The sequence below is a fragment of the Rhizobium sp. PK7-22 genome, from assembly GCF_056530405.1.
Map to the genome: position 1 here is coordinate 18,292 of NZ_CP096514.1, position 24,298 is coordinate 42,589.

At 59.5% G+C, this 24,298-nt stretch carries 20 protein-coding genes and 1 tRNA gene; 17 read left to right on the forward strand and 4 right to left on the reverse strand.

All coding sequences use genetic code 11. The features are described 5' to 3' along the window. The first annotated feature begins 205 nt into the window (after positions 1-205). From hsdR to M1E10_RS04945, 6 genes are all read left to right on the forward strand, one after another. Complete coding sequence (hsdR, locus tag M1E10_RS04920; RefSeq protein WP_499175275.1) at positions 206-3,613, forward strand: type I restriction-modification system endonuclease; 3,408 nt, start codon at positions 206-208, stop codon at positions 3,611-3,613. Positions 3,614-3,691: 78 nt separating this feature from the next. Continuing rightward, the gene (locus M1E10_RS04925; RefSeq protein WP_499175276.1) at positions 3,692-5,227 is read left to right on the forward strand and encodes a class I SAM-dependent DNA methyltransferase; all 1,536 of its coding nucleotides are present in this window, start codon (positions 3,692-3,694) and stop codon (positions 5,225-5,227) included. Further along, a complete protein-coding gene (locus M1E10_RS04930; protein ID WP_499175277.1) occupies positions 5,224-6,762 on the forward strand; it encodes a restriction endonuclease subunit S in 1,539 nt (512 codons plus the stop codon). Before M1E10_RS04925 ends, M1E10_RS04930 begins: the two co-directional genes overlap by 4 nt. 6 nt (positions 6,763-6,768) lie before the next feature. Then, positions 6,769-8,460: an AAA family ATPase gene (locus tag M1E10_RS04935; protein WP_499175278.1), complete on the forward strand. Its 1,692-nt coding sequence runs from the start codon at positions 6,769-6,771 to the stop codon at positions 8,458-8,460. Continuing rightward, positions 8,460-9,275 carry an HNH endonuclease family protein gene (locus M1E10_RS04940; RefSeq protein ID WP_499175279.1) on the forward strand — a complete coding sequence of 272 codons (816 nt, stop codon included), beginning with the start codon at positions 8,460-8,462 and terminating at the stop codon, positions 9,273-9,275. The genes M1E10_RS04935 and M1E10_RS04940 overlap by 1 nt, the downstream gene beginning before the upstream one ends. Positions 9,276-9,306: 31 nt before the next feature. Next, complete coding sequence (locus tag M1E10_RS04945; protein WP_499175280.1) at positions 9,307-10,206, forward strand: restriction endonuclease; 900 nt, start codon at positions 9,307-9,309, stop codon at positions 10,204-10,206. Positions 10,207-10,241: 35 nt separating this feature from the next. Here M1E10_RS04945 and M1E10_RS04950 read toward each other — a convergent pair whose 3' ends face one another. Beyond that, positions 10,242-11,177 carry an HNH endonuclease gene (locus tag M1E10_RS04950; RefSeq protein WP_499175281.1) on the reverse strand — a complete coding sequence of 312 codons (936 nt, stop codon included), beginning with the start codon at positions 11,175-11,177 and terminating at the stop codon, positions 10,242-10,244. A 312-nt stretch (positions 11,178-11,489) separates the two neighbouring features. Here M1E10_RS04950 and M1E10_RS04955 point away from each other — a divergent pair, with 312 nt between their 5' ends. The 7 genes from M1E10_RS04955 (at position 11,490) to M1E10_RS04985 (ending at position 18,858) form a co-directional block, all read left to right on the forward strand. Continuing rightward, a complete protein-coding gene (locus M1E10_RS04955; protein WP_499175282.1) occupies positions 11,490-12,668 on the forward strand; it encodes a hypothetical protein in 1,179 nt (392 codons plus the stop codon). A 305-nt stretch (positions 12,669-12,973) separates the two neighbouring features. After that, positions 12,974-14,074, forward strand: a complete 1,101-nt coding sequence (locus tag M1E10_RS04960; protein ID WP_499175283.1) for a hypothetical protein — start codon at positions 12,974-12,976, stop codon at positions 14,072-14,074. Positions 14,075-14,192: 118 nt separating this feature from the next. Next, on the forward strand, positions 14,193-14,552 hold the full coding sequence (locus M1E10_RS04965) for a hypothetical protein (protein WP_499175284.1): 360 nt from the start codon (positions 14,193-14,195) through the stop codon (positions 14,550-14,552). Between the two features lie 377 nt (positions 14,553-14,929). Then, a complete protein-coding gene (locus M1E10_RS04970; RefSeq protein ID WP_499175285.1) occupies positions 14,930-16,390 on the forward strand; it encodes an ATP-binding protein in 1,461 nt (486 codons plus the stop codon). Further along, a complete protein-coding gene (locus M1E10_RS04975) occupies positions 16,387-17,187 on the forward strand; it encodes an ATP-dependent metallopeptidase FtsH/Yme1/Tma family protein (protein ID WP_499175286.1) in 801 nt (266 codons plus the stop codon). Before M1E10_RS04970 ends, M1E10_RS04975 begins: the two co-directional genes overlap by 4 nt. 25 nt (positions 17,188-17,212) lie before the next feature. Then, positions 17,213-18,151 carry a DUF429 domain-containing protein gene (locus M1E10_RS04980; protein ID WP_499175287.1) on the forward strand — a complete coding sequence of 313 codons (939 nt, stop codon included), beginning with the start codon at positions 17,213-17,215 and terminating at the stop codon, positions 18,149-18,151. Between the two features lie 395 nt (positions 18,152-18,546). Then, positions 18,547-18,858 (forward strand): hypothetical protein, encoded by a 312-nt coding sequence (locus M1E10_RS04985; RefSeq protein WP_499175288.1) that lies wholly within the window; start codon positions 18,547-18,549, stop codon positions 18,856-18,858. A 218-nt stretch (positions 18,859-19,076) separates the two neighbouring features. Here the strand turns inward: M1E10_RS04985 and M1E10_RS04990 are convergent, their stop codons facing one another. Both M1E10_RS04990 and M1E10_RS04995 read right to left on the reverse strand, forming a co-directional pair. Beyond that, the gene (locus M1E10_RS04990) at positions 19,077-20,963 is read right to left on the reverse strand and encodes a hypothetical protein (RefSeq protein WP_499175289.1); all 1,887 of its coding nucleotides are present in this window, start codon (positions 20,961-20,963) and stop codon (positions 19,077-19,079) included. An 87-nt stretch (positions 20,964-21,050) separates the two neighbouring features. Next, a tRNA-Ser gene (locus M1E10_RS04995) sits at positions 21,051-21,140 on the reverse strand. Positions 21,141-21,434: 294 nt separating this feature from the next. Between M1E10_RS04995 and rplU the strand changes: the two genes are divergently transcribed. The 4 genes from rplU (at position 21,435) to M1E10_RS05015 (ending at position 23,393) form a co-directional block, all read left to right on the forward strand. Then, positions 21,435-21,746, forward strand: coding sequence for a bL21 family ribosomal protein (rplU, locus tag M1E10_RS05000; RefSeq protein ID WP_499175290.1), 312 nt, complete (start codon positions 21,435-21,437; stop codon positions 21,744-21,746). A gap of 37 nt (positions 21,747-21,783) precedes the next feature. Then, positions 21,784-22,053, forward strand: a complete 270-nt coding sequence (rpmA, locus tag M1E10_RS05005; protein WP_029620048.1) for a 50S ribosomal protein L27 — start codon at positions 21,784-21,786, stop codon at positions 22,051-22,053. Positions 22,054-22,185: 132 nt separating this feature from the next. After that, the gene (locus M1E10_RS05010) at positions 22,186-22,818 is read left to right on the forward strand and encodes a GNAT family N-acetyltransferase (RefSeq protein ID WP_499175291.1); all 633 of its coding nucleotides are present in this window, start codon (positions 22,186-22,188) and stop codon (positions 22,816-22,818) included. Further along, complete coding sequence (locus M1E10_RS05015) at positions 22,815-23,393, forward strand: GNAT family N-acetyltransferase (protein WP_499175292.1); 579 nt, start codon at positions 22,815-22,817, stop codon at positions 23,391-23,393. The genes M1E10_RS05010 and M1E10_RS05015 overlap by 4 nt, the downstream gene beginning before the upstream one ends. Before the next feature lie 39 nt (positions 23,394-23,432). Here M1E10_RS05015 and M1E10_RS05020 read toward each other — a convergent pair whose 3' ends face one another. Further along, entirely contained in the window at positions 23,433-24,296 is an 864-nt protein-coding gene (locus M1E10_RS05020; RefSeq protein ID WP_499175293.1) for an endonuclease/exonuclease/phosphatase family protein, read from the reverse strand. Between the last annotated feature and the right edge of the window lie 2 nt (positions 24,297-24,298).

Below are 24,298 nucleotides of genomic sequence, written 5' to 3' on the forward strand. Positions count from 1 at the left end.
AAGTGAGACCAGTTCACCGGTGTCCGCCTCTCTTCGGAGGAACTCGCCACGTTTGTCGCTCAGAATTGTTGGTTTGAAGCCTGCGGAAATAATTTCCGCTTTTTGATCAGTAACTTTCAGAAATTAGATCGCTACAAGTCCAGTTTGCCTGCTCCCATGACGTGTGGCATGTTCACCACGAAGAGGTGAGCATCTGGGTGGGGCATTGTCGGTAAACTTCGATCATTTGACGGAGATCAGCCCGGAGCTGCATCGCCTCGCCACGCTGGCTGAGCGCTTCTTTGCCGAGGATGCCAATACCTCTCTCATCAAGAGCCGCCAGTTCGGTGAATACATGGTCAAGGAGATTGCTGCCCGTTCCGGCATCTACGATCCGGCTGCGCGGGAAACCACCCATGATCTTCTACGCCGGCTCGGCACCCAGCAGGTGCTGCCGAAGGAGGTCGCCGATATCTTCCACGCGATCCGCAAGCGCGGAAACGACGCGGCGCACAGTCTCTCCGGATCGCCGGCCGAAGCGCTGGCTGCGCTGAAGTTCTGCAGTGCCTTGGCGACCTGGTATCGCCGCACCTATGGGCGCGATCCGAACTTCAAGCCGGGTCCGTTCGTCCCGCCCAGACCCTCGGGCGATACCGACCAGGCGACGCAAGCTGAACTTGCCGCCCTGCGTGCCCAGGTCCAGGAAGCTGAGGAGAAGCTCGCGGCCGCCCATACCTCCGCAGAAGAACTCGCCAAGGCCCGCGCCGCTGCCGAAGAGCTAGCCCGCCAGGCTTCAGCCGATGGTGCTGTCTGGGAGCAGACGGCCGTCGAGATGGAGGCCAATCAGGTAGCGCTGGCCCGCAAGCTTGCTGAGCTACAGAAGACGGCCGAGGCTCAGCCCCAGCAGTTGCAGATCGAGTTCAAGCAGGCAGGCCTTAAAGCTGCGAGCAGCCTGGAACTCGATGAGCGCCAGACCCGACGGCTGATCGATGTCCAGCTTGTCGATGCCGGATGGGAAGCCGACAGCGATCGTCTGACCTATCAGAAGGGCGCTCGGCCGGATGAAGGCCGCAATCTCGCCATCGCCGAATGGCCCTCGGACGGTGGGCGGGCGGATTATGCCCTCTTCGTTGGCCTCACTTGCGTTGGTGTCATCGAGGCCAAGCGCGAAAGCGTCGATGTGCCGTCCACCCTGCAACAGGCCGAGCGCTACGCTCGCACCATCGTGCTCGCGCCGGAAAACGCGCATCCGCATGGCCCCTGGAAACACGGTCTGGATGAACCATTCCGCGTTCCATTTGTCTTCGCCACGAATGGCCGACCCTATGTGCGCCAGTGGGTGACAAAATCCGGGATCTGGTACCGCGATGTCAGGCGCGAGACCAACCACGCCGTCCCGATGACGAGCTGGTTCTCGCCAAAGGATCTCCTCGACAAGCTGACCACCGATGTCGACACCGCAGCTCAAGGGCTCGCCGAAGAGAGCTTCGGCAAGGGCCGGATGCGCCCTTATCAGGAAGAGGCTATCGGGGCGATCGAGAATGCCGTGGTCGCGGGCCAGCGCGACATCCTCGTTTCCATGGCGACCGGCACGGGCAAGACGCGCACGGCAATCGCGCTGATGTATCGCCTGCTCAAACACAAGCGCTTCCGCCGTATCCTCTTCCTCGTCGACCGCAAGGCGCTCGGCCGGCAGACGAGCGACGCGCTAGAGACCACCGAGATTGAGGGCATGCTGAACTTCGCCCAGATCTACAAGGTCGCCGGGCTGGAGCAGAAGCTGCCCGAGGATGAGGACCAGGTGCAGGTGGCGACCATACAATCGCTGATCGCCCGCGTGCTCAACGAGCCGGACCCGGCAAAGCGCCTGACGCCCGGCACCTTCGATTGCATCATCGTTGACGAAGCCCATCGCGGCTACACGCTGGATGCCGAGCTGCGCGAGAGCGACATCGGCTTCCGTAGCATCGACGACTACCAGTCGGCCTATCGCCAGATCCTCGACTACTTCGATGCCGTGAAGGTAGCGTTGACGGCCACCCCCGCGCTGCACACCCGTGAGATTTTTGGTCACCCTGTCTTCCACTACGGGTATAGGCAGGCCGTTGTAGAAGGCTATCTCAACGATCATCTACCCCCGAAGCGCATCACCACGGCGTTGTCGGAAGCGGGCATTCACTTCAATGGCGGGGAGGAAGTCGAGATCATCGATCGGAAGAGCGGACAGGCCGAGCTCTTCGAGCTGCCGGACGAAGTTTCGCTCGATTACGACATCGCCGATTTCAACAAGCGCGTCTATTCAGAAGCCTTCAACCGCATCGTCTGCCGGGCAATTGCTACCGAAATCCCACCGTCGAAGCCAGGAAAGACGCTGATCTTCGCCGCCCGAGACGCCCATGCGAATGACATCGTGCGACTCCTCATCGGGGAACTGCAGGAAGAATACGGCAAGGAGGCAGTGCCGCATGGCATGGTCGTAAAGATAACCGGCAATGTTGACAAAGTCGACGATCTGATCCTGAAGTTCAAGAACGACCCCTATCCGAAATACGTGGTCACCGTCGATCTGCTCACCACCGGCGTCGACGTGCCCTCCATCTGCAATCTCGTCTTCGTCCGCAGGGTCAAGAGCCGCATCCTCTACGACCAGATGATTGGCCGCGCCACACGGCTTTGCCCGGATATCGGCAAGGAGCATTTCCGTATCTTCGACGCCGTCGATCTCTATGCCGAGCTGCAGGAGATGAGCGACATGCGCCCGGTCGTCGTCAAACCGGATATCGCACTTGGCCAGCTCGTCACGGATCTGCACAATGCGGAGACGGAGGAGGACAAGAGCTGGGTTGCCGCCCAGGTGATCGTGCGCATGCGGAGCCTTGTAAAGCGCATGGATGCCGAAACCCGCGAGAGCTTCGAGCGCCACACGGGCGAAAGCCCCGACGAGGCGCTGCAGCGGCTGTCCACCCGCTCCGGTGCCGAATTGCAGGAGTGGCTGGCCGACCATCCCCGCGCGGTCGAGCTGCTCGAACGCCGCCCGCTCTATACGGACAAGAACGATGGCGTTGTTATCTCCACCCATGAGGACGAGCTGCTGCGCATCGAGGAGATTTTTGGCAAGAACACGACGCCGGAGGATTACATCACCGGCTTCGAACGCTTCGTGCGCGAGAACATGAACCAGGTGCCGGCGCTGATTGCCGTCACACAGCGCCCGCGCGATCTCACCCGCAAGGAGTTGTCCGAACTCGCCGGCCTGCTTGACGAGAAGAACTATTCCGAAGCCATGCTGCGGGCCGCTTACGGCCGCGCCCGCAATGCCGATATCGCCGCCCATATCATCGGCTTCGTTCGCCAGGCAGCTTTGGGCGATCCGCTTATCCCCTATGCCACCCGCGTCGACAAGGCGATCGTTAAGATCGAGGCCTCGCGACCCTGGACGCAAAAGCAGAAGGAGTGGCTGCGCCGCATCGGCCGGGCGCTGAAGGACAAGCCGGTGGCCGATCCGACGCTGCTCGACCAGGGCGCCTTTGCCGACAAGGGCGGCTTCAAGCGCATCGCGCAGGAATTCGACGGCGAGCTCGACGAGGTGCTGCACGCCTTCAACGAAGCGATCTGGGCGACACCCGCCGCCTGACGTCTCAGACAGTCGTTGACCGAGGACCTGCGCTCGCTACAACCGCCATCACGATCCTGATCATATGAGAAGCACGCCATGAATGCCAATGCCATCGTCCAGAAACTCTGGCGCCTCTGCACGGTCCTGCGTAAGGACGGCATCACCTACCAGCAATATGTCACGGAGCTGACCTATCTGCTGTTTCTGAAGATGATGGCCGAGCGCAACCGCGAGACCGGCAGCCTGCCCAAGGGCATGCGCTGGACGGATCTGGTAAAAGCCAATGGTCTGGCGAAGCTGGAGCACTATCGCCATGTGTTGGTCACACTGGGTGCTACCAGCACGCGGCTGGGCGAGGACGATGTTCTCCTTATGCCACCCGGCGAAGGTGCCAGCCCGGCAGACCGCAAGCGCTATGCGGATGGACGCCTGCTGCCGGAGATGGTGCAGAAGATCTTCGACAACGCCTCCACCTTCCTGCGTGAACCGCAGAACTTGACGACGCTGGTGACCGCCATCGACGAGCTCGACTGGTTCTCTGAGGAGCGCGACCAGTTCGGCGATCTCTATGAAGGCCTGCTGCAGAAGAACGCGGAGGAAACAAAGCGTGGCGCCGGGCAGTATTTCACCCCCCGCGTGCTGATCGAGCTTCTGGTCCGCCTCATGCAGCCGCAACCCGGCGAAGTCATCCAGGATCCCGCCGCCGGCACGGGCGGCTTCCTGATCGCCGCCGATCGCTACATGAAGGCGCGCACCGATGACTATCTGGAGCTTGGCGAGAAGGAACAGGAGTTCCAGAAGCGCCGCGCCATTCACGGCATGGAGAATGTGCCGGGTACGCTCCGCCTGCTGCTAATGAATCTCTACCTGCACGATATCGACGGCGACCATGTCGATCTCGGCGACACGCTCTCCGACAAGGGCGAGAAGCTCGGGCGCGCCAATCTGATCCTCACCAACCCGCCCTTCGGTCCGGCGGGTGGCACACCGACGCGGAAAGACCTTTCAGTCACCGCGAACGTCTCCTCCTACCAGCTTCCCTTTGTCGAACACTGCATCCGTGCGCTGCAGCCCGGTGGTCGCGCGGCGATCGTCGTGCCCGATAATGTCCTCTTCGAAGACGGACGCGGGCGCGAACTGCGCCGGATGATGATGAACTGGTGCGATCTGCACACCATCCTGCGCCTGCCGACCGGGATATTCTACGCGCAAGGCGTCAAGACCAATGTCATCTTCCTGACGCGCGGCAAGACTGAGAGCGCCAACACCAAATCCGTCTGGATCTATGACCTGCGCGCCCAGATGCCGAAATTCGGCAAGACAACACCTTTGACGGAAGCGCATTTCGAAGGGTTTGAACAGGCCTTCGGCACGGACCCTTATGGCAAGGAGCGCGGCCCGGACGAAGGTGAGGCCGGCCGCTGGCGGGAGTTTAAACGCGAGGCCATAGCCGCCAGTGGCGACAATCTCGATATCGCCTGGCTGCGCGAGGCGGAGGAGGAGGCCGAAGAAGGGCTCATCGAACCCGACGACATTGCCGCCGCCATCTTCGGCCATTTGCAGGCTGCGATGCTGGAAATCGAGGCGCTGATGGCGGAACTGGGCGATGAGTTGCCGGAGGCGGCGGAATGAGCGAGCTGCCGAGGGGGTGGGTCGAAACCCGCCTTGAAGATATTGCGGATGTGATTTCTGGGCAAAGCCCTGACGGCTTTCGTATCAACGAAGAGCGTTTTGGTCTCCCGTTCTATCAAGGAAAGGCTGAGTTTGGGGAAGATTTCCCCCAACCCCGAAAATGGTGTGATTCCCCTGAAAAGATTGCTCGGAAGGGTTCAGTCTTGCTGTCGATTAGAGCGCCGGTTGGGCCCACTAACTTCGCGAAAGAGGAAAGTGGAATTGGTCGAGGACTCGCGTCGATCAACGGACTTGGTGGGATTAGCAATCTTTTCGTTCGTCGAGTGCTCAAACATGTTGAGCCAGCGTTGAAAGCAAAAGCAACCGGGACCACGTTCGAAGCCATAACCTCAACTGTTTTGAGGCAACAAGAAATTCCTCTGCCCCCGTTGGCCGAGCAAAAGCGGATCGTGGCAAAGCTGGATGCGCTGAGCGCGAACTCCGTCCGCGCGCGCACCGAACTCGCCCGCATCGTAACCCTCGTCTCCCGCTACAAGCAGGCCGTGCTCAGCAAGGCGTTCAGCGGGGAGTTGACGCGGGAGTGGCGGCAAGACGATGAGTGGCCGGCACTCGTTCGACTAGGTGATGTCGCAGGTTCTTTCGCATACGGGTCCGCGGCGAAATCGCAGAAGTCGGGATCTATTCCCGTGCTTAGGATGGGTAATATTCAAAACGGTAAGCTCGATTGGGCGGATCTGGTATACACGGACAACAAGGATGAGATTGAAAAGTATCGACTTGTCCCGGGCGACGTCCTTTTTAACAGAACAAATAGTCCAGCGTTGGTCGGCAAAACGGCTATGTATAACGGCGAGCGCGACGCGATCTTTGCCGGATATCTTATAAGAATCGTCGCTGGGCCCCATCTGGACGCTCGCTATCTCACTTACGCTCTGAACAGCCCGTCCGGCCGTGAATTTTCATGGAACGCCAAGACGGATGGCGTAAGCCAATCTAACATCAGTGCGTCGAAGCTAAAGGAGTTCGCGCTCGCGGTCCCACCCATCGAAGAGCAACACGAAATCGTCCGCCGCATCGAATCCGCCTTCGCTAAGATCGACCGGCTGGCGAAAGAAGCTAAGCGCGCGCTGGAGCTGGTGGGCCGACTGGACGAGGCGATCCTGGCCAAAGCCTTCCGCGGCGAACTGGTCCCCCAAAACGAAAACGACGAACCCGCCAGCTCATTGCTGGACAGAATTAGGGAGGCGCGGACGAGCGAGCCCTCTCGACCAAAGAGACGGGCGTCTGCAACGAAGGGAAAGGTTCACGACATGGCACGCACGATGATCGAAGCGCTGGCCGAAGCGAAAGACTGGCTCGCAGCGCAAGAACTCTTTGCAAGCTGCGGTGTCCGAGATGGATCCTCAACCGAAGATGTTGAAAAACTCTACAGGCAGTTGTTGGATTTAGAACGGCAAGACAGAGTTGAGATAGAAGAAGTGTCAGACCCCCTGACCGGCGCAAAGTTGGGCAATAGGGTCAGATTGCGAAAGTAAATTTCGATGAGGCTCGATAAATTCAGGATTGGCAGCGCCAAAGACAGCCCTACGCATGCCTACAAAAACCTCAAAGATGTCTGCATCGATTTTGAGGAAAAACAGTGGGTAACAGTCGTCATCGGCTGGAACGGCACCGGGAAATCCAACGTTCTGGAGGCACTCTCCATAATCTTCCGGGAACTGATCAGCCCGCGGAATCCGCCGCGACCTCAGATCGATTTCGCCTTTGAACTGTCCTACGAGATCGGCAAGGGTTCTGATGCTCGCAAAATCTATCTCCAAAATGATCCGGATGGTTCTGAAGCACTGAAGGTTGAAGTGCAGCAAATCGCACCTCTGTCTGCAATTGAAGAGATGCCGAGCAGACGTCCTCTGCGCGTCTCGGAATTTCTGAAGGATGATAAGAACTTACCACGTTTCGTCTTCAGCTACTATTCTGGAGAAAGCAGTCGATTGAAGAACGTGTATGCGCCGTATCTAACCAGATACGACAAGCAGTTGAGGTCCGGAGAGGATCCCGGCCTCAAGCGCCTGTTTTTCGCATTGCCGGAGCACAGCCAGTTCGTGCTCCTGGCTTTTCTCATAGTCGAAAGCCCTGTGGTCCGAAAATTCCTTGCGGAACAGCTCAATCTGGACCCTGAAACCGGGTTGGATTCCGTTTTGTTCGTTTTGCGACAACCTCCTTGGAACTCGAGGGATGGCGACAGCCGCTTTTGGAACGCGAAGGGCGTGGTGCAAGGTTTTCTTGATCGACTGATGGACATCTCGCTCTGTCCAATCACCATCAAACGTAGCGAGATCATTTCTCAATGGGACAATCGTAAGACGTTAGAGTTCAAGTACTTACTCATAAAAGATTTGGACGCACTGCGAACGCTGGTCGGAGAGCAGACGCCAGCGCAGTTTTTTCGCGATCTTGAGAGCACGCACGTTTCTCAGCTTATCGACGAGATCCGTATCAATGTGCGGGTAAAGAAGAACGAAGCTCCAATCACATTTGCAGAGTTGAGCGAAGGGGAACGACAGCTCCTTACTGTCCTGGGATTGATGCGCTTCACTGCCGGTGAGGAGAGCCTGTTCCTCCTGGACGAGCCGGACACACATCTAAATCCCCGTTGGAGCGTGGATTATCTCAGATATATCGAGGATTTCATTTCCGAAACGGAAGGGAAACCGGATTCGTTCACCAGCCATGTGGTGTTGACCACGCACAATCCCATGGCAATCGCTGAACTGCAGCGCGAGCAAGTCCAGATACTGGTCGTGCGGGAAAGCGAAGATCAGCGCAAGATCGAAGCAGTTTTTCCCGAAGAGAGCCCAAAAGGTATGGGCTATGCGTCCATCATAACGAGCGACATGTTTGGGATTGCGTCTACCTTGGATCGTGACACGCAGACCCTTTTGGAGAAACAGCGTGAGCTTGGCAGTCGAGACAAGCTGACGGAGCAGGAAGCGCAAGAGCTAACTGAAGTTAACATTGATTTAGAGGGGCTTGGATTCAGATTCGATCATCCAGATGATGAATATAAAAGATATCTCAAACTTCGAAGTGAATTGCTTCACAAGCTTTTTAGGACACGGGAAACCGAAGATATACTGCGTGGGGTCGTTAGGCTGAGCCGAGAGGAGAGGGAGAGAATTGCAAACGAGGCGGTCGAGCAATTGCTTAACGGCACTGACGATGAGGACGATTGATGCACTGGATCGACCAGGAGCAGATTGAACTTCCCGAGGGGTGGCTGGCCAAAGCGGCGGCGGCCAAGAAGAAGATGGAGGATGAAGGTTTAAAACCTGATGATTTGTCTGAGGTGTGGACAGACCTCAAAGGTCACTTGGGAAAGTTAACTAAGAAAAGGTGTTGGGTTTGTGAGGCGCCAGCCACACGGTCCGACAACTCTGTCGATCATTTCCGGCCGAAGAATCGGGTAGCGGAGGCCTTGAAGAGCCCATCGGGATACAGATGGCTAGCATTTGACTACAAGAATTTCAGGTACCTATGCACCTTTTGCAACAGTAGGCGCATAGATGTGATTGGCGGAACCGATGGCGGAAAGGCTGATCATTTTCCTCTTCGCGACGAAGCTGCTAGAGCCTACATAGAAGCTGATGACATTGATAACGAGGAACCAATGCTTCTCGATCCCTGTGATCCGGAAGACTGGAAATTACTTGGCTGCTCGCTTGAATCGGGTCACCCTGTCGCTGCGACTAACGATCAACACGAAGAGGAGCGGGTTAAGTTATCTATCAAATTCTATCATCTCCACCAAGATGACTTGAGTAAGTTACGCCTTACTCAAATAAGAATTCTTGATCAGCGGATATCTGACGCTAAGGATCGCTTTGAGGAGATAGATGGCACGCCGAAGAGAACCAAGAAGTTCAATTCCGCATTGGCGAACATCAAGAGATTGATAACTCCTGGTTCTGATTTTAGTGGGGAAATGTATAACCACGTGAAGAGGTGTCGGCACAACGGGTACTCGTGGCTTGAAAAGCTGGTTGGCTGAAGAAATGGGAATACCCGATTATCAGACCCTCATGCTTCCAGTTCTTCGCTTTGCCGCGGACAACGAAACGCGGGTTGCTGATGTCTCGGAACGCATCGCGTATGACCTTGGCCTCACCCAGGCAGAGCGAGACGAGCTTCTCCCGAGTGGTCGTCAGCGCCTGCTGCACAATCGCGTCCACTGGGCCAAGTTTTATATGAGCAAAGCCGGGCTAATCGCCTCGCCTGCACGCGGTCGTTTTGTGGCGACCGATAAGGGCAAGGCGCTGCTGGCGACGTCCCCGGAACGCATCGACGTGGCTCTTCTGATGCAGGAGCCTGAGTTCCGCGAATTCTACAGGAACGAAGGCGCTGCAGCAGAAGAGAATGGCATTCCTGCCAAACCCGTCCAGGACACCTCGGTCCGGACGACGCCGGAAGAGCAGATCGATGCGGCCTATGCTTCAATGCAGGCTGCCCTGCGCGATGAACTGCTTCAGCGCATCCTCTCCAACAGTCCCGCCTTCTTCGAACAGCTTATCGTCGATCTGCTGGTCGCCATGGGCTATGGCGGCAGCCACAAGGATGCCGCGGCACAGCTTGGCCGCTCCGGTGACGGCGGTGTGGACGGGATCGTCAACGAAGATCGCCTCGGCCTCGACCGCATTTATATCCAGGCGAAGCGCTACGCTCCCGGCAATCCCGTAGGTCGTCCCGATGTCAACGGCTTCGTCGGAAGCCTCGTCGGCCTCGGCGCCACGAAGGGCGTCTTCGTCACCACCTCCAGCTTCAGCCAGCCTGCGCGCGATTACGTCAAGCATCTGGCGCAGCGGGTCATCCTCATCGACGGGAAGGAGCTAGCAGATCTGATGATTGAACACGGCGTCGGCGTCCGCAGCTATCGCACGGTCGAATTCAAGCGGCTGGACGAAGACTTCTTCGGGGAGGAGTGAGACATCTGCCCAGAGCGGAAATCATTTCCGCTGCCTCATCCCTTGAACACCTTCTCGCGATGGTACTGCAGAAACTGCGAATGCGGCCGCTCATCCGCGCGTCTCGGCACGAGCAGGCGCCGCTCGGTGTTCATGAGCCGCGTGATCGTGTCGGGCACGCCGCCGCTTGCAATCAGCAGGCTGTAGTCATCATCAACCGAGATCAGGCCGCGATCGAACATCCAGTGCACGGTCCCGGAAAGCGCGATCCCGTTGCGTACGCTATCCGGGCCGCCGTGCGCCACCGGGCGGATATGCGCGGCCTGGACCTCCGAGCGCCCTCCGCCATTGATCAGCTTTAGGCCGGTGACGGCACAGGTGTCCTGATAGGCGGACTTGATGGCCACGGAAAATGCCCGGTCTCGGAAGGGGCGCTGCAGCACCTGGGAAACGATCCGTCGATCAACGTTGTCGATCTCGAACGGCATCTGCGGGTTGTGACCAAATCCGATCCGCGCCTCCTCGACCGGGTCTGGCGCCGGCCGCTCGCGGTCCCGCTTTCCGAGGACGTGCGCGAAGCCGGTGGCGAGGATCAGATCGTACTCGGCGTCGGAGATGTTGCGCACCGCCCGACCAAAAGCGCCTTTGTTCGTCGAACCGTCGTTCTTACGTAGCCCGCTCTCATAGTATTTGTCCGCCTCCTTGAAAGGGACGGCGTGATCGAACGGCAGAAAGTCGTCGATCAGCGCGTAGAAGTGATCCGCCTTCGAGGGATCCTCGATGAAGTCGGTAATCCTGGCGGTTGCGAAGTACGCCTGCTTGCCACCCGTCTTCATTAGATTACCGCTCGGTCGCCGCGGCTCATAGTAGATGATCCAGTCGCCGCGTGCCGCCTCAACCTGGCGCAGGTAAGTGCGCGGGAAATGGTACCGCTGCTCCGGCAGGTCGTCATAAGTCGGATCGACCTTGGTGGTGAGTATGGCCTTTGACATGGTGAGGCTTTCGATCCCGTTGCCTCACCGCTACCAGGTCCGTGAGCACGCGGAAACAGCTTGTTTTCTCAATGGCGGCACAACCTAGGGGCGTTTTTCATACTGTACGTGATGTACTTTCGAATGGTCCAAACCTTCGGATATTAGAAGTATTCGTAAGCAAAAAGTATAGTAAAAAAGGCCTTTTGCAAAGCAACGAATCGGACGCAACTATCAGTAAATATTGACTTATTCAAAACGGTGTGCGATAATACATACATCAATCGCGTGATGGCGGTTTGATGCTTTTGCAATTCAGCAAGGATCTTTGACATGATGAAGAATACCAAAAAGCGGTCTTCCGGCCGCTTTGACTACGGCGCGCTCGACATAGACGCGCAGAGCAGGAAGCAACTGGAGGCGGCAGCCGCCGGCATCCAAGCTCTCGGGCGCCGATCGACTGACCAGGCTTTTGAGCTGGGTGGTCTGCTGGAGCAAGCTTCCGAGCTTGTCGAGCCGGGGACTTTCGAGAAATGGGTCTCGCAGCGATGCGACATCTCCTCGAAGACGGCCCGCAACTACAGGGCCGTTGCACGCAATCTCTCGCGCTACCGGGAGCGAGCGGTCGAGCTTGCAGTGAGCCCGACAGTCCTTTTCCATTTGGCGTCCGCGCCTGAGGAAAAGATTACGGCCGCCTTGGCTCATGCCGAGGAGCATGACGGCATCCGCGTCAGCGAGGTTAAAGCCTTGCTCGCGGACGGCGTCGAGACGGCCTCCAGGGAGTTGACCAGCGTGGAACTTGCGGACATCGGAGGACTGTCAGGACTCCGGGCGATGATCGATCTCAAGACGAAGACCGGCATTGCCGCCTTCGTCGAGAAGGCCGCAGCTCTTGCCGCGGCAGTGGCCAAGGTTCTCGATAGCAAGCCGCAGGGCAAGCGTCTGCAAAAGAAGGGCCTCATCCCCTTGCTAGAGCCTCTGGCTCGTATCGCCAAGCGCAGCTTGGGGAATGTGCTGCTTCTGGATGCACCCGGTGACATCGACGCCCGCAAGCTCTCGGAGATTGAGCTTCCCGCGGGAAGCCACTGGTACCTCGTTTTCGATATGCTCGATGACATGGGCGACCGTGAAGCGTGGCCCGAGGCGAAGGAGCTTGAGGTCTGGTTGAGCCAGAAAGTACTGCCGCTGCTCCAATGGGCGACGTGCCGGACGAAGCAACCAGACTGGCCTCTTGACGGTCCAGTCGCTTCGAAGTCGGCAGACGCGGTGATGCGAAGCGGTCTTGAGGCGCTGGGCGGCGTCGTGCGGGTTAAGGCGCCAAGCCTGGATCCGGCCAATGACGAGGACGCCGCCGTCAAGGCGTACCAGCCGCCAGCGTTTCTGGCGCGCCAAGCTCCAGCGGCAGAAGGCGGCGGCTCTAACGTGTTTCCGTTCGGCTCGACGGAGACGCGGTCGGGGCTACGGAAGCCGAAGGCCTTGGCCCGGAAAACTGCCGAGGCGTCGGCAGACTGAACACAAGAAAGGGGCTCTCAGGCCCCTTTCTTGATTCCGACTTGACGGTGACGGCTTAGATCGGGCGGTCCGCACGTCGCTTTATCGGCTGTTCACCATCAAGCGCGGGACAGAATTCGGGCGTGAGCCCGCCGTTAACCGCGTTCGGGATCTGTTCTCTTTTTGCCTGACGGGGTCCTTGAGATCCGGTTCGGGTCCTGCCAGGTATGGGCGGCTCCGAGGTGATCGGAGCAAGCGGCCCAAGGTAGCGCGCCAACGCTGCCAAGGGCCTGACCCTCAAGCCTTCTAGGAAAAGGAATCGGGCTATGACCATCCATACTGCCAAGACCCCTGCCGGGGAAGTTTTGCGTGCCGCTATCGCGGCGTCTTCCAACTATCATGCCATCACAGCCTCGACGCCGCGCCGCCACTTTGCGCATCGCCTTGCGGTGCAGACGGAGCCGCCGGCCCTGCGTCGTTATCCTCACATCGTCTTCTACCCGGAAGTCCAAGCTGACTTTGACCTGCTGATCGAGAAGGCGATCGTCGCAATTGCCGATGGCGAGCCGGTCGAGGACGAAATCCTCGGGCACTATGTCAACGTTGCCTCTCTGGTGCGTGCAGTCAGCTTCCGCGAAGGAAAGCTCCTCGAGCAGGCGGTCGAGCGTCTCTCCAAAGCCAATCCAAACCTCGTCGTCCTGATGCAGTCAATCAAGCTGCCGCTCGTCAAGGCGGCGATCGAAGCGGTTGCTGGAAATGACTGGCGGCACCTGGAGGAGATCCGGCTCGACTGTGAAGCGCCGGCCAAAGGAAGCTATACACCCGATCTCATCGTAGTGAACCGGAGGCGGCATTCGGCCTTCATTCTGGACCTCAAGCGATCGCTGGCGTCGTACGGAGACACAAGCCGTCTGGAAGAGCTTAAGATGAAGATGATGGCAGCGGCCTTGATCCTTCCGGACTGGCTCTACAAGACGCAGAAGCGGATCATGGTCGATACCGTCGGCGTTGCCATTGTCGATGGCGCGAGCCGTCCGAGCGACCATGCCGCCGGCGTCTGGGCACTGTCGGAGATCGACGACCTGCTGGAGATCGATGGCGCGGCCGCTTGTATGGCCGAGCTTCGCCACCGCTTCGGCCGCCGGGTCCAGCAGCTCCTCCAGACTGAGGCACGCCGGGCGCTCGCCATCGACCAGCCCGCCTCTGTTCCGCAGGTAGCTGCTTTATCTCCGTTGTCGTCACGCTTCGGTGCGCTGCGGGGTGAAGGTCGCCTGATCGCTCGCTGCGAGCCTGACGATGAAGCATTCGACAGCGATGGGTTCGATGCCGCAGACGTTAGCGCGGATAAACCGGACGAGGAGGAGCGGACCTCGTGGCCGCCGGAGCGTATCCGCGTCGGTTTTGCGCGAAGGCTGCTCGACGCCTAATCGGCGCCCGCTGGGCTCCTGCCCACGCTGAGGCTGCGGCTCTGACGCTGCAGCCTGCCCATCCCCTTTTCCCGTTCATGAGCGCTGACCGTCCCGCGGTCCGGCGAGGAGACATCGTATGTCCGAACGTCACCACTACCACTCAGGTCACGGCCTTCCGTGCGACGCCATTACTCCGACGAGCGGTTTCGCAAGCCGAACCTGCACGTACGACAGCGACCCTGCGATCATCATCGGTCTTGCTCTCGGCCATGCCCGCCAGGGCGGCAACGACAGCCGGTCCATTCCTGCACCCGTTATGGCACGGCTCGATGCGCTTGCCGACCATGGGGATCCCACCTGTCACCTGGTCCGCAACTGGATCAGCGGCAGGATGAACCCGCCCCCAGAGACTTTCGGACTGATGCGACGCCGATCCCCCAACGGCGGCGTCACAGAGGAAATCATTTCCGCCGCCTTCCCCAGCGAGGTGCTGTGATGGATCGGCTGTCTTCTTTTCTCGTCCGGCGCCTGCGGCACATGAGCCGCCGCGAAGTCCGACGTCTCGCCGTCTGCAATGGGCTGCTGACGATGACGGTCGCCCAGGTCGACCGGCACATCGTCGGTCGCTACCTGCCAGCCTTCGATCCCGCGCATCTCTCCGGAAATGCGGAACGGGACCGGATCTGGGTGCGTGAGAAACTGGCATCATTCCTGATCGAGCCGGAGCAGTCGAAGGCAGGAGGCACCGATCTAATGAAGCCGGTCCCCGTCTTGCCTGGCCACTTACGGCGCCTCAGCCCCGACCCGACGGTTGGCAGCGCCGCTGCAGCCCATGCCGCTCGCGTCGTTGGCGAAGCAGGGGAGGCCTCCAACGTGAAGGCCATCGCGACCGTGCTTCTCCTCGCTGCCGCAATGCATGAGTCAGGCGTCGCACTTCGTGACCTCGTAAGGTTTCTGCGTCGGCGAGCGCCGGTGGTCTCGATCCATCTCCAGGTAGAGGGCTTCGAAAAGGCACTGCTGAGGCTTGTTGAGAAGACGCCACTGGCGCCCTTCGGCCCTTACGTTGGGATGTCTGCAGATTTTGCTTTCGATGAAGCGCTGTGGGCGTGGGGTGAAGGCGAGGCCAAGCGCGTCTTCGTCCACGTCCTGGTCGGCGACGATCTACGTCTCAACCGGCAGACCATGCGACGACAGCTACTTCGGGCCCTGACACATGGATCTCCCTTTCTTGCCGTCTCCGAATCACAACAGGAGATCCCCGACCAGATCGACCTCACCTGCGACGTCAGGCTCACGGGCGGCGGCATCGACACAGCATTGCTCCTCGATCTGTTCGAAGCCGTCTACGGCCATGAACCGGCGTCCGGTCACAAGATCCTCATCCGCAAGATCGACGCGGCGGCGCTGACGCTGGACGACCTCGCCATCGCTATTCGGCCGGAGCGGCCCTTGCACCTCAGCATCGAGGCGTTGGTTGGACTTGCTGCGCACAATCGTCAGGAAGAGGCAGAGAGTGACGGCGAGAAAGAAGGGAACTTCAAGCGGCGCCTGATTACCCAGAGCTCGAGCGAGAGACATCGCAAGAGAGCTGAGGCCGAGGAGGGAGAGGTCGAAGACGCTTCCAAAGTGGGCAAGAACAACAAAGCGAAAAGCAAACCTACCGGCGCCGAGGTCATCCAACCGCAGACGAGTGACGAGGACGACGCCGGCAAGCCACCCCTAATCGTCGAGTCTTTGTCCGGTTACGGCGCCGCAAGGGAATGGGCTCTAGGGCTGAAGGCGGATCTCGCTGATTATTTGAGCGGTGATCTGTCGTGGTCTGACATGAGCACCAAGCTCCTGCTTTCCGGCCCTCCAGGAACGGGCAAGACCACGTTTGCACGGGCGATGTGCAACAGCCTGCAAATCCCGCTGGTCGTCACTTCGGTTTCGACGTGGCTGCAGGGCGAGTACCTTCACTCGGTTCTCGACCGAATGGCAGACACTTTTGCGGAGGCGCGAGCGCAGGCACCATGCATTCTCTTCATCGACGAAATCGATGGCATCGGAATGCGGGTATCGGCTTCGCGGCAGTACGCAGACTATTGGAACGCTTGCGTCAACAAGCTGCTTGAACTGCTCGACGGCACCGTGAAGTGCGAAGGCGTCATCATTGTCGGAGCCACAAATCGACCGCATGAAATTGACAAAGCGATCCGAAGGTCCGGTCGGCTGGAGACGCATATCGAGATCCCGAAGCCGGATATCCCGGCTCTCGCTGGCATTCTCGCGCATCATCTGGGGGCCGATCTCGACAGAATTACAGCCGTTGGACGAGAAGGAGCCGCATCGTGATCTGGACAAGCGAACATGGATCGCGGCCTAGCCGCAGCGAAAGTGCGCAGGAGAACGGGCGAGGACAGGACCTTCTATCCACGCAGGACGATGCGGCGGAGCATGCTTTGCTGCGGCTGGCAACACGAGCCATGGGTCTCACGGGAGCAGATATCGAACGTGTGGTGCGTGAGGCGAGACTGAAGGCACGACGCGAGAAGCGGCCTCTCTCATATCAGGATCTCGAAGCTGGCATCCGCGGTCACCGGCCGCCTCTATCCCCCGACGTCCGCTGGCGCCTTGCGATCCATGAATCCGGACATGCCATCGTTCACCACGCGCTGCGCCTCGGCTCCGTCAAAGGGCTCACCATTGATGCCAGGGACGGTGGACACAACGCGATCGTCTTCGGTGATGGTCCGGATACCGTCGAGTGGTATGAGCGGCTCCTCGCGCTGCTGATGGCAGGTCGGGCGGCAGAACTCATCGCGTTCAAGACCCCTTCCGCCGGCTCCGGCGGCGCCGAACACAGTGATCTCGCCCGCGCCACCCGGATTGCCACCAGCATGGAGCAGACACTGGGCTTTGGAACCAGACATCCACTGCTCTATCTCGAACATCCAGATCCGACCGCGATCCTCAGCCGTGACGCCGACCTTGCAAAGCGCGTTCATCAGCGGCTTGAGTTCGCTCAGGCGCGGGCGACGGAAGTCATTCTGGAAGACCGGAGCGTATTTGACCGGCTAGCCCGCACGCTCTTTGATGCCCAGGCGCTCGACGGTGATGCGGTGATGGACATCCTGACCTCCAGCTCCTAGACCTCCTAAAAACCGGGAGGGCGGGATGTCTGTGGCTGTTGTTGCGCACTGCGATTGGAGTGTCGACCGGAAGAAGCGGTGGATGTGCGCAGCCTTGCGCCTTGGCAAGGCCTGGATGATCTCAGCGCCTGAACAGGTCGGCGATACCGCCGACCTGTTACCGCGGCTACGACACCGTTCCAGAACAGACGGAGGCCTTCTGATGGGCTTCGACTTTCCAATTGGCCTGCCTGCGGCCTATGGCGGCGCCTTAGGTCTTGTTGATTTCCGCTCCGCGCTACGCGCATTCGGATCGGAGCCATATGCACAATGGTTTGAGGTCGCAGAACACCGCGATGACATCTCTCTTCATCGCCCATTCTATCCGATGCGGCCGGGTGGCACGCAGCGCCAGCATCTATACGACGCCCTGAACTTGAACGACGGCTCCGCTCTCCTGCGTCGCTGCGAGCGGAGAACTACCGATCGAGGTGACGCCTGCATGCTGTTCTGGACGCTGGGCGGTAACCAAGTCGGGAAGGCCGCTATCAGCGGCTGGCGCGAGATCATCATCCCGAACCTGGTTGATGTCGCTCTATGGCCGTTCGACGGTGCTCTCTCCGAACTCGTAGCGCCCGGCGCCACAGTTATCGCCGAAACCTATCCTGGCGATGTTTACGGGCAGCTCGGGATTCCGCGCAAGCCGGTCTGGAGCAAGCGGCAGCAGTCTGGCCGCCGTAGCGTCGGCGCCCATCTTCTCCACTGGCTAGCGAGCCGGCCGCATGTCGACGGTGGGGCAGTCGAACCTTTGATCCGGGACGGGTTCGGCGCCGATAAATCTGGGGAAGACCGGTTCGATGCGCTCGTGGGACTTTTCGGTATGATCGATGTGGTCGAAGGACGAAGGACTGAGGGCGCGCCGACTACGGAAGACGTCATGACCTGGGAAGGTTGGATCCTCGGTCAGCAGGCCTCAGCCCCGTGACATGAAGTAACTTAAGGCGAAATGACGCGACATCGGTCCCCTGCAACCGAAGTCAAATTGCGTACATCCGATTCCGAACCATCGGCGTCCGATTCAAAAGTCTCTGCGGACGATTCAATCCTAACGGCAGACGATTCACTTCCTCATATTATCGATTCTTCTTCTGGGAGGGGCGTCTTTCGAGTTCCCGAACGCGAGAGCAGGGCCGTCGAAGAAATCCCCGAGAACGCATCTCAACGTGTCCGCACGTCGAAACAAATTGCGCTCATTCGATTCAGAACGACGGATTTCCGATTCAGAAAATTATGATTTCGATTCAACCGAAAACGGCTTGCGCCGCTCCGCCGGTCCTCTGACCATTGAAGGTGCCATCCATAACAAAAGGGAGGGAAAGCATGGCACGACAGACACAGCGCGAACGCAACGCGAGGCAGCGAGAGAGGCAGCGGCTGCTGCGGGACCGGCACAAGATTGAGCGGCGCCCGGCACGGGATGACTTCGCCCGCATCCTGCTCTTCAGGGTGATCTCGGGCTTGCTGAAAACCGGACGGCTTTCCAAGCTGGAAGAGCTGGAAGACGAACTGGTGGAAGAGCTGGCCACCCAAGGATTTGACGAACGGGCCTCATGCGAGGTCTTCAGCGCTCTCGTCGAACAGTATGGGAGTGGCGACAGCCCCTTCCGCCGCAAGGTTCATCTCGTTCATTGACCGTAGCCCTGGCGCCGATCGGGAAGCCTTCTCGCCGGGGTAAGCACTCACCTGATGCAAACGGCGTTCCCTCGATGGGACTTCGTCCCCCTGTTACTTCGTGAAACGCCGTTTGCCTCTGAATCGAATTTCCAGGATCCGATCACAGCAGGCTCTGACACTTGAGCTGGACCCAGGGGCGGCGACGGATGAGCTGGCGCTCCCTCAAAAGACGGAAATCATTTCCGCTTCGGCGGACCGGCAACCCGCTTGCGCTTGGCGATCGCATCGAAATCCAGTCCCCTGAAGATCGAGTAGTCGATCTCCGGATCGAGCGGCAGGACCTTGAGCTTGCGCGCTTCCTTTTCCGTCGCGACGTCAAAGCCGTAGAGGTCGTGCTCGTCGCTCCCGGCGCTGTGACCCGCCTGCACACGTCGATCGCGCGGATCGACGCCCGAGTCGCGCATGTCCTGGATGTTGCCGCCTCGAAGAGAGTGGAACACCTCGCGTCGACCGACACTTTCCTCGCCAGCCTTAGGCTTAATCCCTGCTTTCTTGAACAGCCGTTGCATATAGGAGGAGCCGCTCTTGCTCGGGTCCACAAGCCTCATGATGTTGGGAAACAGAAAGTTCGAACCCTGGCGGCTCGCCCAGTCGATAAACCCGATTTCCTTTAGGAAGTCGTGCAAAACGAAGTATCGTTCGCTGTCCTGTGTCTTGACGGGGACGGTGGTCCAGATGCCCTTGATCTGCGAAAGACGCGTCACCTGCCCCACCCATACCTCCGGGAACTGTTCGCGGATGTCGTTTCCGCGCAGATGGATCAGCAGCCCTAGTCGTCGAGAGGTGAGATGGCCGAGGAGAGGCAGCATGATGTCCTCCATCAGCCCGGACTCAATACCCGTTCGGAACAGGGTATTCATCTTCGAAGTTCCGATGGGTGTTGCCTTGCGCGGGCTGGCCGCCGTCTTCGGAATTCTGATCTTTGCCCCGGCGAAAGGATCGGTGAAACCGCCAGAAGTGATCTCGGAGCGGATCACTGCCTTGATGACGGCCAGATAGCCTTCTTGGAGCGTTTTCTCGGCCAGCGGTTTCAGGTGAAGGTCCTTGTTATTTTCGATGACCTGCCAGGGCGTCATTTCCGGATCGCGCTGGTTGTTGTCTCCTGGCCAGTACTGCATGTAATTGACGAACGCCTGAAGATCCGCAGGAACATAGGTATTTACGGGGTGATCACCGATCAATTCGATGAATAGAGCAAGCCGACTTTCTGCTGTCGAAAGGTCGCGGGCGATATTGGCTCCGCCGGAGTTTCTCCGGGCAGACAGATACGTCGGAATGACGTCGCTCAGCCGCTTTTTTTCTGACTTTGGCCGCCACACCGTCCGGCGGTCCAACTCGAAGGCGGGGATCAGTCTCCCATTGGCGTCGCGAGGATTTTCTGGTGGGCTTGTTGGATTGCTTTCGGGCGGGATACTTGGCTCGACGTGGTCCGCAGCTTGATGTGACATCGACATGGAGCTCATGCTCCGTACCGGTTGCTGCGCAGTATTTGTGAGCGCAGACGATGCAGACAACTTTGCGATTGCCGACTGCTGCAGAATGTCCGCATGGCCGACGACAAGTTCGTTGAACGGCTCACCTTCAGCCCGCTTCTCTAGTTCGCGGTTGAGGTTGACGAGGTCTCGGATGCCTGCGGCCTTCTGCAATTCCTCGACGGGGATCGGTGCGTCCGAGCGATCGATGATCCCAAGGTAAGCCTTCAGCTCGCCCTTCATTTCGATGACGAACTCACGCGCCCGCATCTCGCTGTCTTCGTCATCCTGCATACTGCTACCGTGCCTCATCGAATCGAACATCAATCTGGCCCTGGCCGCCAGAAGGTCGGCCAGCAGCCGGGCGCGCCTGTGAGAGCAGGCACCGAGGCTGAGCCGCAAGGGCGGGATGGCTTTCGTGCCACCGCTCGTCTTCGGCAGCTTAATCTGGAAGATGTAAACGGACCCTGATTTCGCGAGATAAGGGCCCGGCCCTCTGGCAACCGGCTTGGTGGCCGCTGCTTGATTCGATGGATCGGGCGATACCCCGACGTGTACCGGAAGGTGTACCGGGCGCGATACCTGCATCATTTTCACTCCTCAAGGGCCGCTGGCGAGCAGAGGTTTTGCGAGGAAATCCAAGGGTTTGCAGGTAACTGGCGGAGAGTGAATACAACCTGGCGGAGAGGGTGGGATTCGAACCCACGATACGGTTGCCCGTATGCCGCATTTCGAGTGCGGTGCTTTCGACCACTCAGCCACCTCTCCGCGGGTCTGGTCGGCGCTTGTCGGCGCGGGCTGTCTCATAGCGAAGGTTGGAGTGGCTGGCAAGCGGCAAATGGCGGTCCAGGAAGCTTTCATCTTGACAGATTTTGAGGCCTCGCGTATGCCCGCATGCGATCAGGCGTGGAAAACTCTCCATGCCTCTTTCTCTGTTGCGCGACGTGTCATGCGGCACGCAATTCACCGGCAGGATCGGTCCAAAAGGCCCGCCTGCTCAACGACTGATAAAAAGACGGCCGCCCCTCGGGCAGAGCCGGAACGAACATGAAAGGATAACAAATGTTCGCAGTCATCAAGACCGGCGGTAAGCAGTACCGCGTTGCAGCCAATGATGTTCTCACCATCGAGAAGCTCGACGCTGAAGCCGGCACGACGATCGAATTCAACGAAATCCTCGTCATCGGGGTCGGTGCGGATGCCAAGTTCGGCGCGCCCTTCGTCTCGGGTGCAACGGTCAAGGCCGAAGTGGTCGAACATAACCGTGGCAAGAAGGTTCTGTCCTTCAAGAAGCGTCGCCGTCAGAATTCCAAGCGGATTCGCGGCCACCGCCAGCATCACACGGTTGTCCGCATCACGGACATCTTGGCTTAAGTCGATCGGGATTTTGTAAGGTTTAAGGAGAACACCAATGGCACATAAAAAAGCTGGCGGCTCGTCGCGCAACGGTCGCGATTCTGAGTCCAAGCGCCTTGGCGTGAAGAAGTTCGGTGGCGAGGTCGTCATTCCGGGCAACATCATCGTGCGTCAGCGCGGCACGCAGTGGCATCCGGGCAGCAATGTCGGCCTCGGCAAGGATCACACCATTTTTGCACTGACCGCCGGCAACGTGAACTACCGTACGAAGGCCAATGGCCGCGTGTACGTGTCTGTTATGCCGAAAGCAGAAGCAGCGGAATAAGCCGGTAGCGCTCTAAAACAGCCGGCGTCTCATCGACCCGGCTGGCACCACCAGGTTCAGTCCAAAAGAAAGGGAAGATGGGGCGCCGCCCCTCTTCCCTTTTTCTTTTGTTCCCCACGGAGGACTGAAACCATGCAAGGCGAATTGTTAAGGGCAAGCCAATCACGGCTGCCCGAAGAACGGCTGAGGCCCGAGAGGCCGAGGAGCGATTGCCCCGTCTTACTGTCGCAGAGACTTGTTCTGCGTGCACCCCACGAGGAAGACATCGACGCCCTTGCCCATCTCGCCAACAATGCGAACATCGCCACCATGGTGTCGCGCATGCCGTACCCCTATTCGGCAAAGGACGCCGCCGATTTCGTGCGACGCGCGAAAACCGGCGAGATTGGCAAGTGCGTCTATGCCATCACCCGCGGCGATAACGGCGCCTTTCTCGGTTGCTGCGGCCTGGAACCGCAGGAAGACACCCAGACGGTGGAGATCGGCTACTGGCTGGGCGAGCCCCACTGGAACCAGGGCTATGCGACGGAAGCGGCGCATGTCCTGATCGACATGGCCTTCCGCACCCGCGAAATCGACTACATCGATGCCCGTTGCCGGGTGACCAATGTCGCATCGCGGCGGGTGATCCAGAAGTGCGGCTTCCAGTTCCAGGGTTCGGGCATGTTCGGATCGCTCGCCATGGGTGGCATGGTGCCGGTCGAATGGTTTCGGCTGGATCGCAAGACCTGGATGTCGCTGCGCAGTTGGGGAGAACTCAGATGAGCACCGTGCTTGATACGCGTGCCGGAATTGCCACCGGCACGCCCGGCCCCTGCCCTGTCATCACCAGCCGTAGCCTCGTGCTGCGGCCGCACCGGCTGGACGATGCCGATGCGGTGGCGCAATCACTGTCTGACTACGCCGTCGCCGGCATGCTGGCGCGCATCCCGCAGCCCTACCACCGGGAGGACGCGCTTGACTGGCTGCAACTGCATCTGTCCGGCGCCTCGACGGAATGGGCGCTGGCTATCACCACCGGTGACGACGTCCACATCGGGGTGGTCGGACTGGAGCCGCGCGGCGGCGACTGGCATCTCGGCTACTGGCTGAACCGGTTCTACTGGGGCAAGGGCATCATGACGGAGGCGGTCGGGGCAGCTCTCGACAGGTTCCTGCGGCGCATGCCGGGCATCGAGATCCACTCCGGCGTCTTCGTCGACAATCCGGCCTCCCTGCGCATTCAGCAGAAGCTCGGCTTTGCCATCACCGGCTGCGGCGACCTCTTCAATCTGTCGCGCAACGCCATGGTGCCGCATGTGGAGACGAAGCTTCGCCCGGAGGATTTTCGCCGCCCCTGAAAGCAAGAAAGTCGGCGGGGTGACCCGCCGGCCTTCTCGTCAGGTCAGTTCCAGCCAGACGGGGAAGTGGTCCGAGCCCAGCGCCCCATTGTCCACCCGCGCAGACTTCAGCCGCGCCGCCAGCTGCGGATTGACGAAGCAATGGTCGAGATGCCTCCGCACGCTTCCGTCCCCCGGCGATTTGACCCAGGTGTAGCTGTCCGGCGTCATCGCCCCCAGCCGAGCGCTGGCATCGACCACCTGGTTGGCGCGAAGGACCCTCTCACCGTAGCTGTCGGTGCTGCCTACCATCTCGAGATACTCGGGCGATTCCGGCGTCATGTTGAAGTCGCCCATCATCACGAAGTCTTCCGGAAGCGGCGGGTTCGCAAAGCCGAATTCCTCGCCCCCCGTCAGGGCGCCGCCTTCGGAAAGATAGTTCAGCGCCCGCGCCTTGAGGAAGCGGATCTGCTCAATCCGCTCATCCGGGGAGACATGGTCGAGATGAACGGAATAGACGCGCAGCGGCCCCGATGGGGTGCCGATCACCGCTTCCACGGCGCCGCGCTGCAGGTTGAGCTTCTCGAAGGTGCGGCTGCGCGGCAGAAGCAGGTGGCGGATGGCGAGCATGGGCCAGCGCGACAGGACCATGTTGCCGAACTGCAGGCGACGTTCCACAGTGTGGCCCTCCGCCTCGTCGATGCCGAGCAGCACGTCGCAGGGTGCGGCAAAGCTGGAGAAGTAGCGCGGAAACAGCGCCTTGAGCTCGGCCACCATGTCGACGTCATCGTTGCGGGAGAAGCCGCGGGTCACCTCCTGCAGCAGGATGATGTCGGCATCGGCGATGCTGTCGGCGATCCGTTTCAGGTCGTAGCGACCGTCGAGACCGACGCCGTACTGGATATTATAGCTTGTCAATTTCATGA